The organism is Bacteroides xylanisolvens XB1A (assembly GCF_000210075.1).
In the GTDB taxonomy this organism is placed as follows: Bacteria; Bacteroidota; Bacteroidia; order Bacteroidales; family Bacteroidaceae; genus Bacteroides; species Bacteroides xylanisolvens.
The window spans coordinates 510,963-525,292 of sequence record NC_021017.1 but is presented as its reverse complement, the minus strand read 5'-3'; the positions used below and the strand labels follow the sequence as shown (position 1 = coordinate 525,292).

Genomic DNA, 14,330 nt, shown 5'->3' with positions numbered 1-14,330 from the left:
TATCCTGTGCTATATCCTGTTGGTAATCGGAGGATCTTATTTCGTTCTGCGGGTGATAAATCTAAGAAAGCAAAAGAATATATCTGATGAAAAAACGCAGTTCTTCATTAATACGGCGCATGATATACGTACTCCATTAACTTTGATAAAAGCACCTTTGGAGGAATTATTGGAAGAAGAGACGCTTACCGACAATGGAATCACTCGTACGAACATTGCATTGAGGAATGTAGAAGTACTTTTACGACTGGTCAGCAATCTGATTAATTTTGAACGGACGGATGTATATTCCTCTAAAATGAGTATTTCCGAGTATGAGTTGAATACCTATATGAATGATATATATGATACATTTTCTTCTTATGCAGCCATCAGGCGCATTGAATATACATACGAGAGTACTTTCAGCTATATGAATGTATCGTTTGATAAGGAGAAGATGGATTCTATTTTGAAGAATATAATATCAAACTCGCTAAAATATACTCCGGAAAATGGCAAGGTCAGCATTTCCGTATCCGATACGAATGATTCATGGAAAGTAATAATCAAGGATACAGGTATAGGTATTCCTGCCAGTGAACAAAGTAAGTTGTTCAAGCTTCATTTCCGTGCCAGCAATGCTATTAACTCTAAAGTGACGGGTAGTGGTATCGGATTAATGCTGGTAGGAAAACTAGTCAGCCTTCATGGAGGTAAAATTAGTGTAGATAGTGTTGAGCATCAAGGTACGACAATCAAAATTGTTTTTCCGAAAAAGAATAAGACTTCTCAAAATATCAGTGACGAAGCACCTTCTAAATTTGAGGCGTTGGCTCCTGTGCTGCCCACTCCGAATGTACCAGCAAAGACAACCGCTACGATAGATAATCCAAATTTACGACGGATTCTTGTTGTAGAAGACAATGATGAGCTACGCTCCTATCTGGTCAGTTCATTATCTTCTATATATAATGTACAAGCTTGCGCTAACGGAAAGGAAGCGTTGATTATTATCAAAGAATATTGGCCGGAACTGGTTCTTTCTGATATCATGATGCCGGAGATGCGGGGAGATGAATTGTGTGTGGCTATCAAAAGTGATATTGAGATTTCACATATTCCTGTGTTGTTGCTCACTGCTTTGGGAGAAGAAAACAATATTCTGGATGGACTGTCGATTGGTGCGGACGAATATCTCATCAAACCTTTCAGCGTGAAAATATTACGGGCGAATATCGCTAATCTGTTGGCAAACCGGGAACTGTTGCGCATGAGATATGCCAATCTGGATATAGAAGCGAAATCAATGGTTCCATCTGCAAACGGTACTAACAGCCTCGATTGGAAGTTTATATCAAATGTAAAGAAAATCGTGGATGAGAATATAAACAACCCTGAATTTTCCGTTAATGTACTCTGTGAATCAAGTGGCATGAGCCGTACCAGTTTCTATTGTAAATTGAAAGCATTGACGGGACAGTCTCCGACAGAGTTTATTCGGGTGATGCGTTTGAAACGTGCTACCGAGTTATTGAAAGAGGGTGAATATGCCATTAATGAGATTTCAGACATGGTTGGATTCTCTGAAACTAAATATTTCCGGGAAGTATTCAAAAAATACTATAAGATGAGTCCGAGCAGGTATGCTAAAGGAGGAGGTAATCCCGCTGCTACTGATATGGAAGATGATGATGAAGATTGATAAATAGAAAAATAGATGAATAAGTCCTATTATTATAATATGTTCTCCCCTGCTATGAATATCTTTAGCAGAGGAGGACTTTCTTTTTCAAGACTTAACAAGCTGTATTTTTTTTCATACTTTATTTCGTGTTTCAGTTATCTCTTTCTTACTTCCTACTTCTGATTTTTTCCAGGAAATCGCGGATCAGTGGTAATATTTCTTCTGCTGATTCCACTTCGCTACACATAGTTTCTACTGGACATCCTCCTGTACGGTCGCGGTTCCAGATAAAATCAACTTCCTGCGCAAAATCGACTTTCACATCTGATTTCCGGAATAGCTCCAAAGCCTTGGTACTGATAATATCCGTATATAATTCTTTTATACCACCCAGAATCATCAGGGCGGCAGCTCCCTTGCCAACCACTTTGTCGGCAATCAAAGCTCCTTTAAGAAACTCCGGTTCCTGTGTTAGCAAATCATATAGATCGGCTACGCCACGTTGAGTGAAAGTGCGGATTTTTCCTCCGTTGGCAATGGTACAGGAATATCCTCCTGTATGTAATAGATTGATTAATTCTTCCATCGTTTCTTTTATAAAGTACCTTGTTTCAATTGTTCTACAAACTGGTCTATCCGGTGCAGTTCTTTCGGAATATCAATGTTTTGCGGGCAATGAGCCACACACTGATTACAACCGATGCAATGACTTGCCTGACGAAGTTTGGGCACGCTACGGTCATATCCGACAAGAAAAGCGCGTCGGGCTTTCGCATAATTTTCATCTTGTCCGCTTCTGGCGACATTACCTTCATTGACACAACGGTTGTAATGCAACAATACAGCAGGTATATCCAGCCCATACGGACATGGCATACAGTATTTGCAGTCGTTACAAGGGATAGTAGGATATTTCAGCATTAATTGTGCCGTTTCTTCGAGGAATTCTTTTTCTTCATCTGTTAATGGTTCCAAAGGAGAATAAGTGCGGAGATTATCCTGCAGATGCTCCATGTAAGTCATACCACTTAATACAGTCAGAATATCTGGGAATGAACCGGCAAAACGGAAAGCCCAGGAAGCGACACTGCTTTCCGGACGACGTTGTTTGAGCCGTGCCACCAGATTATCATTCAACTTGGATAGACGTCCTCCCAAAAGTGGTTCCATAATGATGGCAGGAATCCCCCGTTTGGCCAGTTCGCCATAGAGGTATTCCGCATCCGTATTTCGAGTATTGGTCTCTTTGGCATGTTTCCAGTCTACATAATTGAGTTGTATCTGTACAAAATCCCATTTAAATTCATCGTGTCGTGAGAGCAGATAATCATATACCTCAATATCACCATGGTAAGAAAATCCGAGATTCCGGATACGTCCGGCTTCACGCTCTTTAACCAGAAAATCAAGTATTCCGTTATCCAGGTATCGTCCTTTAAGGGCTTCCATTCCTCCCATGCCGATGCCGTGGAGCAACATATAATCAATGTAGTCAACTTGTAGCTCCGCAAACGATTTGTGGTACATCTTGAGCGAGGCTTCGCGAGACCACGTATCAGGAGAGAAATTAGACAATTTGGTAGCGATGTAATATTTATCACGGGGATGACGACTCAATGCAATACCTGTTGCCTTTTCGGAAAATCCTTGTACATACGCTGGAGATGTATCGAAATAGTTTACTCCGTGAGCGATTGCATAGTCTATCAATCCATTGACAGCATCCTGGTCGATAACTTCACCATTACCGTCGGGAGCAGGTTTGAGCGGCCAACGCATACAACCATATCCCAAAAGTGAAACACGGTCACCGGTGGTTGGAGATGTGCGATAAGTCATTTTATCGGTGGGCACCTCTCCTTCTCCTGTTGCGCTACTTGCAGAAGTAGTCCCCTTTGAAGAGCATCCGTATAGCAGACCTGTCGATGTGGCTGCACTGATACCTACAATCTTAATAAAATCTCTTCTATTTATATCTTTCTTATTTTTTTCTTCCATAATCTTATACTGATTTAGATCAAATAATTCTGTGCATCTGATGTCCGCTCACATAAATGGCGCTGAAAGGACGGGACGGACAAAGGTTCTCACACGCTCCGCAACCAATGCATTTTTCTACATTCACTACCGGAATCTTTAGAGAATCCGCTTTGTCAGGATCGGAAGCCACCATTTGTATGGCACCTGTCGGGCAATGGCGGGCACAGTTGCCACACTCCATTCCATCCGTCAAAGGCACACAGTTCTCTTTAATCCATACGGCATGTCCGATCTGAATAGCCGATTTCTCGGCAAGACTGGTCAGATGAATAGCATCTGTCGGGCATACTTCCGCACATTTTGCACATTCGGGACGACAATATCCACGTTCATACGACATTTCCGGTTGCATCAACGTCATCAGATTGTCCGAAGGACGCAACACCTGATTGGGGCAAACAGATACGCATAATTGGCAGGCAGTGCAATGTTGAGCGAAATTGCGCGCGCTTAATGCACCGGGAGGATAAATCGGATTTTCTCTGTTCGGGATCTTCTTATCCTCAATAGTGGCTAACCCGCCGTCCACTTTCTTTTCCTGTGCTTTCAGGACAGAAGTTGTCGCAAAGATAGCCGATGCCGAAAGGAAGCTACGGCGGGCATTATCAATCTGTTCGGTAGTGACAGCCTTTGCTTTCATATCTTCGCTTGTAGCTGTTTCGTTTTTAGGTTTCCGTCGAGTGTATTTAATGGCTCCATGCTTACACTTTCCGATGCAATCCATACAAGCCACACAACGACTATAATCAATTTCATGAGCTTTCGAATTGATACACGATGCTTTGCAATTACGGGCACATAAACCGCAACTGTTACATTTGGAAGTATCAATCACCGGTTTGAATATCGCATATTTGGATATAAATCCCAATACAGTACCCACCGGACAGATGGTATTGCAATACGTTCGTCCATTGCGCCACGCCAGAATGAAAAGGACAATAAGAGTGACAACGGCAATAATCAGTATTGAAAGACTCTTCATCCATACATCTACCTCATAAAAAGCATAACTATCCATTCGTTCGGCAAAGTATGCCAACAGGTTGTTTCCCCACTGCCAAACCGGCGCGAAAAGGCTGGAAGCTATCCGTCCATAAGCACTATACGGAGCCAGTAAGATAGCCAAAGAATTCAGCCCTGCAACCATCATGATAATGAACACTCCTAAAACGCCATACCGCAACCATTTCATTGCCGGTGAATAGCGGAAACGATTTTTCTTTTGTTTACCGGATACCCACGAAACGATGTCCTGAAACACTCCCAACGGACAGATAACGGAGCAATAGATACGCCCGAACAGGAATGTAAGTACAACTAAAAACAATACGACACCTATATTCAAGGCTAATAAAGCCGGCAGAAATTGAATTTTCGCCAACCATCCGAACCATGTGTGCAATGTACCCGTAAAGTCGAGGAAAAGCAGGGTAATAAGCGTAAAGCACACAATGGCGGCTGTAAGTCTGATAGTACGTAGCATAAACTTTTTTAATTTTCAATTTATAGTAGTTATCTCTAAATGTCCAAAACAGTCAGGATTCAACCTTATGTATTTCAACGTTGCAAATTTAATCAGTGAAATTTGTTTTTCAACTATACAGATTACAGAATGTTTTACCAATTTTACTGATAAATAGAAAAGAAACGTTTAACCGTATTGGGTGAAGAGCTATTTTTCTAATGTCACGACCTCTCCGATCTCCGGAATCAATACATTGAGGTAATCTTTATTCTTCATCTCTTCTGCATTCTTCAAAGGCTCGTCCCAACGATGTTTGGCTAACGCATATTTAGAATGATGTACGGTCAGGACTTTCTTCGCTTTTAAGTCTCTGGCTGTCTGCGCCATATATTGGGGCATGAGGTGAATTAAGCTCCACTCTTTGTCGTATTGCCCGTTTTCGAGGATTGCAAGGTCGATATTGGGGAAGCGGTTGCCTATTTCCGCATAATGCGTATCATACCCTCCGTTTCTATAATTAGGAGATTTCATGACTCTCTCCAGCCGTTCCCCGCGAGGAGTTTTGCCGAAGCTGGGTTGATTGATAAAAACAACGACTGACACAGCCAGCAACGCTATTACAGCTAATATACATCCTACAATCATACGTGTTCTGAATTTCTTGAATATGATACGCATATAATTAATGACTAAATTATTTCACGCAGCAAATATACAGGTATTCAGAGAGCCCGTTAGTATATAGATTACAGATTGTTATACCATAATTACTGAAAGCAGTTGTCTGTTGGGTGTCAGTCTATTGTGTGAACAAACCTTTTCTTATTCAGTGTTTTAGAAATAAATTTTGTAGCTGATGTTCGGAATCAATCCCGATCCGTCTTTTTCTTCTACTATGCTTGTTCTTTCATTGTATTCATAGAAATGCATTCCGGTGCGCATACCTACATTCAGTATTTTTAGAGAGAACTCGTGAGACACTCTTTTCTTATTGATCCGGAAGCTGATAGAGACATCACCATTAATGGAAGGATTGAAACGTTTGGTATATGCCTTGCTTTCGTCAAAAACGATGTCGCGTTCTTCCTGGCTTTTTTCTTCATCCACAGGAGTGTAGCGTCCCCCTCCCTGAAAAAACAGGCGCCCGTTTATACTTAATACATTTTGTTTGAGTCTGCCGACCATCCATTCTTTTCCGGCGAGCAAGTTCACTAAATAACTTTTGTCCAGTCTTGTATTTCGCCAGATACGGTCTCCTCCCCTATACTTCGACTTGAATAATGAACCTGTAATCATATAGTAGAAGCCATTTTTCATATACTGCTCCAATGTTATATCTATTCCATAGTTTTTCGCTGTTCCGGTGCTTGTCAGGATCCGGTCTAAATAGAATTCTTCGTAATTAATAATCGAAAAGGAAGAATTCTTTTCCACCGGTATGTGGAACAGGTATTGATAATAGGGCTCTATTTTCAGATGGAGACTTTGATTAATATTCCAGTCGTAAGTAAATCCGAAATGATGTGCCTTAGAAAAATCCAGGTATCGGTTTGATTCCTTTTTACCATTGATTACCTGTTCGACAAAATAATAATCGAGCCTTTCCCTATGGCTGTGCAAACCGTAAGCTACCGCTAAAGAATGTGCAGGATTTATTTTCCATTTAAGTGCGACTCTCGGTTCTATCGACCAGTTCTTGTTTAAAGTAAAGTATTGTCCGGTAACTCCCAAACTGGTTGTCAGGTTATTGCTCAAGTTGATTACGGAACTGCTATACGCCGAAAGAACTGTACTTTCTCCACTACCTCTCGAAAGCTGCTCCATGGGTTGGTTTAATCCAAAATAAGGACTGACCTTATAATCAAGATCATATTTAAGTTCCGTAATGGTAATTCCCGTTCTATTGGTGTGTCGCGAACTGAATTTCTTGTTCAGATAAGAATTGAACACAAAATTCCATCTGCTGTTTTGAATATCTCCCACTTGGACAATGGTTCCATCGTCAGTCTGTAAATTGACTAGTGAATGATCTTTCGAATAGGTTGCAGATAGAGACGAACGGATATAGGTATTTTCATTAATTACATATTTATGAGTTAGCCCGCCTGCCAGTTTATCCAGTTTGTTAGATCCCGACGACCGGTCTCCCATCGTTTCCCATTCGGAACGATCCAAAACCTCTGCCTTGTTCCTGTCGATCAATCCTAATCCCCAGATCGAAAAGGTTCCGGCTTTACGTGTGGGGAAATTCAGTTTAAAGGCTAAATCCTGATATTTCAGGTTGATGTCATTGCCCGACGCCAGCGAGGTAGTGGAAAAACGGTAATTAATCAGGTAGGAACTTCCCCGCTTTTTATTGATAGGGCCTTCCGAAGCCAAATCTATCCCCATGAGTCCGACTTGAAAAGCGTGTTCGTACTTCTGATTATTGCCATTTCGCAGATGCATATCGAAAACTCCTGATAAGGCATTGCTGTATTCCGCAGGGAAAGCTCCGTTGTAGAAATCGGAGTTGCCGATGACTTGCGTACTCAAACCGGACAGGAATCCTCCGCCCAAACCTGATAAATCAGCAAAATGGGTAGGATTAGGTATTTCAATTCCCTCTAGTCTCCATTGGGTAAATTGTGGAGCGTTTCCCCGGATGGCAACCGCATTGGTACCGACATCTCCCGCTACTCCTGCAAATGCAGAACTCAACCGTGCAGGGTCGTCAAAGCCATTGGCAAATCGTGACGCTTCTTCGATACTAATCATACGTCCTCCTGTGATGGCCATCGGGTTGACAGTCCGGTCTTTTTTTATTTCCGGTTTGACAAGCACCTCGGCCAAATCCTGTACATTTTCATCCATCGGAATCTCTACAAATACTTCTTTGGAAGAAGTGACAGATACTTCGGTGATGATACTTGAGCGATACCCCATAAAAGTTGCCTGAATATTATAACGCCCTACCGGGACATTATTAATCCGGAAATTTCCCCGTTCGTCAGTCGAACCTCCCCGCGAGGGATCTTCTGTTATACAGACGGAGGCATATTCTATCGGCGTATTGGTTTTGGAATCAACAACAATTCCTCTTATGGTTTGAGTCAGTTTTTGTGTATCATTGTTGGCGGGCTTTTGCTTGTTATCCTGCAAAGAGATAATAATATGATATCCTTTTATCTTATATGCATATCCCGTTCCTTTCAATAGTTGGGTCATGGCTTTGTCGACAGTTGCATTTTTGAGAGATAAAGAGTGCTTCTTTTCGATATCCAGCTTCGATTGTTCATAAGCGATGCTATATCCGGTTTGTGTCTCTATTTGTGCAAAAGCCTCTTTTAATGAGATCTTTTTATTTTGTATGGTAATCTTTTTTTCTTTATTCTGTGCAACAGTTGTAAGAGAGAGAAAAGTAAAAAATAAAAAAATGGCGAGCTTACCTGCTCTTTTCTTCGTATTTATTCGATTCATTATTCTATATTTGTATGTTGATACTTCATTTTACGTCACTTGTTGAATGAGGGTAGACATTTCAGAACTGGGAAGAGGGTCTCAAGCTACTTCCCGGTTCTTTTTATTCATAGGCTGTTTCTTTTTTATGGTTGGGTTACTACTATTTTTTTTTCATACTGCTGATAATCAAAGCCGATTATATCTTTCAATATATTCAGTATTTCATCCAGGCTTTCATCTTTTAGAAACTTGACTGTATATCGTTTCGATGTGGGGATAGTTGCTGTATTATCAATCGTGGTGTTGTAGTGCCTTTCCAAGGTTCGGAATATTTCTCCGGCACTGGCATTGGTAAAGACTAGTTTTCCCACTATCCAGCAGTTGGTATCATTGGTATCTATCATTGATATATGGATGTCTGATGATTTTTTGTCGTATGTAAGCTGCTCATTGGGCTTTAGTATATGGGGAGGTTGGGACTGAACGCTCACTTCCACCTTACCGCTAGTCAATGTAGTAGTTATTTTCTCATCATTAGGATAGGCTTTCACGTTGAATCTGGTTCCGAGCACTTTCACCGAAAGTTGGGATGCTTCTACAATAAAAGGACTTGCGGTATCTTTTTTGACAGAGAAATAAGCTTCGCCGTCAAGCATGACCAAGCGTTTATCTTTGGCAAAAGTTTCCGGATATAAAATGGTACTTCCCGCGTTCAACCATACTTCCGAACTGTCTGGTAAGATCAGGTGTTTCTGTTCTCCGTAGGCAACGGATACTTCTATCATTTCGTTGTGGGGAGAAAGATAGTAGAACATTCCTCCTGCAAATAAAAACAAAGGAATAATAACGGCGGCAATACGGGCAAATTTCTGATAAGAAACTATGTTGGTCAGATGTTCCTTATTATATCCTGTTCTTAAATTTACCCGTTCCAATGAAGCATAAGTATTTGAATCGGCTTCTACGTCCAATTCATTCCAAAAATCCAGTGAAGCTTTAGCTTTCGCCTGCTGATTTTTATCTTTGATGATCCACTTCTGCACTTTTTCTTCCGTTTCGGATGGAAAACGGGCGGAGAGGAACATTTTGATGATTTTACTGATATTACTTTTCTTCATTTTTGCTGCACTTTACTATATATACAGTTTGGTGGCAAAAAGCTCAATAAGAAAATGAATATTTTTTTGAAAAAAGCAGGATGAAGACGAAAATGATCCTATAACAATGATACCAAAAAACATGAAATAACCTTCCGTATTTCTTTCAAAGCAAGGCTTAACTGGCTTTCAACATTTCTTTTGGTAGTATTCAGGCGTTCGGCAATTTCGGCATTGGATAATCCTTCGTTACGGCTCAATGTATAAATCATTCTCCGTTGTTCGGGCATTCCTCCGACAAGTTTGTCAATCAGCATTTCCAGTTCCTTGGCAATAAGGTCTTCTTCGGAAGTAGAGCTATATTCTGTATCTTGGTTGTTGTTCAGATAGGCATCGCACACATATTTATGTTTCAGGAAGTTGATGGCTGCATTTCTGGCAATGGTGTGCAAATAAGAATTGAATGATTTGGATGTATCAATGGAATGACGATTGATCCAAAGATTGACAAATAAATCCTCTGTCAGCTCTTCTGCATCGGGCTCCGATTTTATATATCCGTCAATGAATGTTTTGGTTTTGTTGTAGTATGCTATAAAAATAGTCTCAAAGGCCTTGTGATTCCCATCCTGAAAGGCCTCCAGCGTTTTTATATCAATGTTATTACTCATACTATTTCCCAACTTTCATTTCATTAGGACAAAAGAAACAATAATTTATCTTATATGAATGCTCTTTTTTGAAATATTAATGATATTAGGAGGATTTATTTTATTTTAATGGTCGGTAAAGAATACCAAATACATTCAGCAGATAGCCTAACAAACAGACTAAAGGGGCAATACGTATGCGTGTTTCGCTAAATATATCGGGATGATAGGCGGCAAGGGTACTCCCCTCGCCGCTCATCAATATATATCCTGCGATAATCAATATCGAACCGATTATTAAAATGATGTAATTCTTTTTGCTTAATACAGTTTCCTGTTCTTTCTCTTTTACTATTTTCGTTTTCATCTTTCTTGAGTTTAGTTTTGATAATTCATTAGTTGAGCGAGTCGCATGTATTTCTCTTCAAACTGCTGATTACTCTGTTTATACCTCTCTTTATCCATATCTTTCAGTAATTCATTGCACTGATTCCACTGCCAGAACTTATACAGGCAATCCCGTTGAACCATTTCTATCCGGCTATCTCCCAGCGAGAAAGCCCAGTCGATATAATCTCTCGATTCTGATATCAGATCATTCAATAAAGTGATCGCTTTCCCGGTTTCTCCTATGGAGGCATAAGCTGTGGCTATATCATACGAACCACTCTCGTATACTTGAGGTACATTATACGCCGGAATAGCTTGTTCGGCATACGCTAATACTTTTTGGGCACGGGCATTATCTCCTTGTTTCACCAGTTCTTTAGCCAGTTGGGCAAAGAGTCTTCGGTGGGAGTAGCAGATGCGCATAGTCGTTTCGTCCAGATAAAGTCCGGGAGTATCTAATCCTCCATATTTATATCTGTTCATCACATTCTCGTAGAATTTCTCCGTATCTATTGCATATCCATTGTCCCTTTCCGCGTCTCCCCATTTTTTATAATTAAACGGGGTAAACCGGAATGCCAATCCTTCCTGGACAAAGTAATCATCAAACTTCAATTGAGTGGCATTTCCCACCGAGATAGCCATGTATAACGGACGTTCCCAGTTGCAGTTAGCCAATATTTCGAGTATGAGCAAATCTACTTTAGTCAGCAGACGTATATCTTTCAGAGAAATAGATAGTTTATCCGGCATCGCATTTTTCAATTCTTCTCCTTTTAAATGACGAATGGCTTTAGGTAGCATCATTCCCGAACGAAGCACTGCATCCTTATCGATATGAATGTTTATTGTATCGGTAGGTATCACATGAAACTCCTGCTTCTCTGCAAATACCCAATGTTTCAAGATATTCTTTATCTCATACGGATCATCTCCAAAACTGTCACGGGCTTCTTCGGGATGCTTTTGATACAATTCTTCTATTTGTTTTTTCAACTCCGGACGAACGGCTACATATTCGTTCTTTCCCTCTTGATATTGATTTTGTTCCCAGCTGATCGGTAGTCCGGGAGCATTGTATAGAGGACATTGTTGCTGATAAATATACCAGTCGGTTTGCGCATAACTTAAGTTGCAGATGCGTGCATCTCTGCGTACCTCTTCCGTGTCCTGATTATACCATAAAGGGAACGTATCATTGTCTCCGTTACAGAATATAATCGGATTTCCTGTATCGGGAAGCGTCATTAGATAATTAGCCCCAAAGTCACGGCAAGTATACCGGTTGCTCCGGTCGTGATCGTCCCAAGTCTGGCTTGCCATTTGTACGGGGATGAGTAGGCAAAGCAGCATGAGTAAGCTGACCGGGAGAACTTTAAAGTGCTTCCGACGAAGCATATCACAGCATCCGGCAGCTCCCATCCCGATCCAGATAGCGAAGGCATAGAACGAACCTGCATACGCATAATCCCGTTCGCGAGGTTGTCCGGGAGTCTGATTCAGATAGAGCACAATCGCCAATCCGGTCATAAAGAAAAGGAAAAACAAGACACTGAATTGTTGCTTGCCTTTCTTTCCACGTGCCCATTGCCAATAGATACCAAGTAGTCCTAATAAAAACGGCAAGCCATAGAAAACATTGTGGCCTTTATTCTGCTGCAAAGATTCCGGTAAAAGCTTCTGATCTCCCAAGCGCAGATTGTCAAGCCAGGAAATTCCGGTAATCCAGTTGCCGTGTTCCGGTTCACCGCTTCCTTGAATATCATTCTGCCGTCCGACAAAATTCCATAGGAAATAACGTACATACATGTAGTTGAGTTGGTATGTAATGAAATAAGTCAGGTTCTCTTTTTGTGTGGGTACATCATTCGTGCTTCCCGACCATCCTTTATAAGAAGCAGCCAAACGATCATTCCACATTCGCGGAAACAACATATTTTGAGTGTAGCACACATTTTCTTTATAGCCGATGATTTTATACTTGCCTTCTTCTTTATCTTGTCGATATATGGCACTACCTTTTTTCGTTTTTACTTTGTAATAGTCTCCTTCGGGCACATACTCCGGTTCGGAAGCGTAGGTTCTTCCGTAAAGTAAAGGGGCACTTTCATACTGTTCGCGATTCAGGTAGCTTTTGAGCGTGAAAATATGATCCGGTGCATTTTCATTAAGCGATGTATTGGCATTGGCACGAATCAATATGACCGCATAAGTGGTATATCCTATGGTGAGCATGAGTAGGCACCATAAACCGGTATGTACTATGCGTTTTCTGAATCGGTAGATGGCTCCTATCAACAAAGACAGGACTAAAGTCAGAAAAATGATTAATCCTGTTTGGAAAGGAAATCCTAATACATTGACGAAGAATAGCTCGAACCATCCTCCCATATCAGCCATTCCGGGTATATAAACAAAGAGAATCAATACAATAAGAAGACCGGACAGCGCAATCGTTCCGATCACTCCCTTGAGTGATACAGCTTGGTATTTCCGGTAATAGAACACCAATACAATAGCAGGAATACAAAGCAGATTGAGCAGGTGTACTCCGATGGAAAGTCCTATAATATAGGCTATCAGGATAATCCAGCGGTCGCCGGATATTGAATCTGCTTCGTCCTGCCAGCGAAGAATCATCCAAAAAACCAAAGCTGTGAGGAAGGAAGAGAAGGCATATACTTCACCCTCTACCGCACTGAACCAGAATGTATCGCTGAAGGTGTAAGCCAAAGCTCCTACAAACCCTGCTCCTAAAATGATAATTACGTCGGTCGTTGATAGCTTCCGTGCATCATCCGTAAGTATGCTTCGCACCAATCGGGTAATACTCCAAAAAAGAAACAAAATGCACCCTGCACTTAACAGTGCATTTAAAAAGTTGACCATGCGCGATACTTGCGAAGCATCGGATGCAAACTGGGTGAATAGATTCCCGACAAGCATATAGAAAGGTGCTCCCGGTGGATGACCTACTTGTAGCTTTTCGGCACACGAAATAAATTCGGGACAATCCCAAAAACTTGCGGTAGGTTCAATAGTCATTCCATACACAAAAGCTGCTATCAGAAAGACAATCCAACCTCCTAAATCGTTTCCTCTTTTAAATAATAAGTAACTCATTGTTCTGTCATTTTTTTGTTTGCAAAGTTACAGAACATGCATATATGATAAGTGTTTTTAACCGGACAGATACGGACAGGATGATTCCGTAATTTGTTGATATTCAAACTTAATGGAAGTCTAAATACAGACAAAAGCAGACAGCATATATATAGGGGAAATTTATTTATTCTGTAATTTCATTGTTTCTTCAGTTTTAGCTTATTTCTGCACGGGTTTTCACCACAGAGGACACAGAGGGCACAGAGGTGAATTTTATTTATGACTTACGGTTTTGAGCATAATTGTGATGCGTAATCCTCTACTATAAAGTTGAAAAACGTAAAAACATCTGCCACCTGCAACGAAAAGCGTGTAATGTGCTAATTGATAAATAGTTGGAACGTTGCAGATACCTGCGGCAGATAGGTTGCAGATACTTTATCTGCAACACAGTATAAACTTTACATAGGCTG

Annotated in this window: 10 protein-coding genes; 1 reads left to right on the top strand and 9 read right to left on the bottom strand. The window is 40.9% G+C overall.

The annotated features are described in order from the left end of the window. Positions 1–1,684, top strand: a 1,684-nt coding sequence (locus BXY_RS02070; protein WP_208946719.1) for a hybrid sensor histidine kinase/response regulator transcription factor, incomplete at its 5' end; no start/stop codon positions are given. 148 nt (positions 1,685–1,832) lie between these two features. Here BXY_RS02070 and BXY_RS02065 read toward each other — a convergent pair. The 9 genes from BXY_RS02065 to BXY_RS02025 all read right to left on the bottom strand — a co-directional run bounded on the left by BXY_RS02065 (position 1,833) and on the right by BXY_RS02025 (position 13,875). After that, positions 1,833–2,252 (bottom strand): DUF1893 domain-containing protein, encoded by a 420-nt coding sequence (locus BXY_RS02065; protein WP_008640284.1) that lies wholly within the window; start codon positions 2,250–2,252, stop codon positions 1,833–1,835. 8 nt (positions 2,253–2,260) lie between these two features. After that, the gene (locus BXY_RS02060; protein WP_008640286.1) at positions 2,261–3,664 is read right to left on the bottom strand and encodes an aldo/keto reductase; all 1,404 of its coding nucleotides are present in this window, start codon (positions 3,662–3,664) and stop codon (positions 2,261–2,263) included. Positions 3,665–3,683: 19 nt separating this feature from the next. Then, positions 3,684–5,192, bottom strand: a complete 1,509-nt coding sequence (locus tag BXY_RS02055) for a 4Fe-4S binding protein (RefSeq protein WP_008640287.1) — start codon at positions 5,190–5,192, stop codon at positions 3,684–3,686. 189 nt (positions 5,193–5,381) lie between these two features. Continuing rightward, complete coding sequence (locus BXY_RS02050; protein WP_015531098.1) at positions 5,382–5,852, bottom strand: MBL fold metallo-hydrolase; 471 nt, start codon at positions 5,850–5,852, stop codon at positions 5,382–5,384. Positions 5,853–6,008: 156 nt separating this feature from the next. Next, positions 6,009–8,633, bottom strand: a complete 2,625-nt coding sequence (locus tag BXY_RS02045; protein ID WP_008640289.1) for a carboxypeptidase regulatory-like domain-containing protein — start codon at positions 8,631–8,633, stop codon at positions 6,009–6,011. A gap of 125 nt (positions 8,634–8,758) precedes the next feature. Next, the gene (locus BXY_RS02040; protein ID WP_004314335.1) at positions 8,759–9,733 is read right to left on the bottom strand and encodes a FecR family protein; all 975 of its coding nucleotides are present in this window, start codon (positions 9,731–9,733) and stop codon (positions 8,759–8,761) included. Positions 9,734–9,831: 98 nt separating this feature from the next. Then, complete coding sequence (locus BXY_RS02035; protein ID WP_008647509.1) at positions 9,832–10,383, bottom strand: RNA polymerase sigma-70 factor; 552 nt, start codon at positions 10,381–10,383, stop codon at positions 9,832–9,834. Between the two features lie 100 nt (positions 10,384–10,483). Further along, entirely contained in the window at positions 10,484–10,729 is a 246-nt protein-coding gene (locus BXY_RS02030) for a DUF3098 domain-containing protein (RefSeq protein WP_015531097.1), read from the bottom strand. A gap of 11 nt (positions 10,730–10,740) precedes the next feature. After that, a complete protein-coding gene (locus tag BXY_RS02025) occupies positions 10,741–13,875 on the bottom strand; it encodes a glycosyltransferase family 117 protein (RefSeq protein WP_015531096.1) in 3,135 nt (1,044 codons plus the stop codon). Between the last annotated feature and the right edge of the window lie 455 nt (positions 13,876–14,330).

Bases quoted from the DNA above. Each gene is read 5' to 3' on its own strand.
- BXY_RS02030 (WP_015531097.1), bottom strand. From the start codon at position 10,729: ATGAAAACGAAAATAGTAAAAGAGAAAGAACAGGAAACTGTATTAAGC.
- BXY_RS02035 (WP_008647509.1), bottom strand. From the start codon at position 10,383: ATGAGTAATAACATTGATATAAAAACGCTGGAGGCCTTTCAGGATGGG.
- BXY_RS02065 (WP_008640284.1), bottom strand. From the start codon at position 2,252: ATGGAAGAATTAATCAATCTATTACATACAGGAGGATATTCCTGTACC.
- BXY_RS02025 (WP_015531096.1), bottom strand. From the start codon at position 13,875: ATGAGTTACTTATTATTTAAAAGAGGAAACGATTTAGGAGGTTGGATT.
- BXY_RS02055 (WP_008640287.1), bottom strand. From the start codon at position 5,192: ATGCTACGTACTATCAGACTTACAGCCGCCATTGTGTGCTTTACGCTT.
- BXY_RS02045 (WP_008640289.1), bottom strand. From the start codon at position 8,633: ATGAATCGAATAAATACGAAGAAAAGAGCAGGTAAGCTCGCCATTTTT.
- BXY_RS02050 (WP_015531098.1), bottom strand. From the start codon at position 5,852: ATGCGTATCATATTCAAGAAATTCAGAACACGTATGATTGTAGGATGT.
- BXY_RS02060 (WP_008640286.1), bottom strand. From the start codon at position 3,664: ATGGAAGAAAAAAATAAGAAAGATATAAATAGAAGAGATTTTATTAAG.
- BXY_RS02040 (WP_004314335.1), bottom strand. From the start codon at position 9,733: ATGAAGAAAAGTAATATCAGTAAAATCATCAAAATGTTCCTCTCCGCC.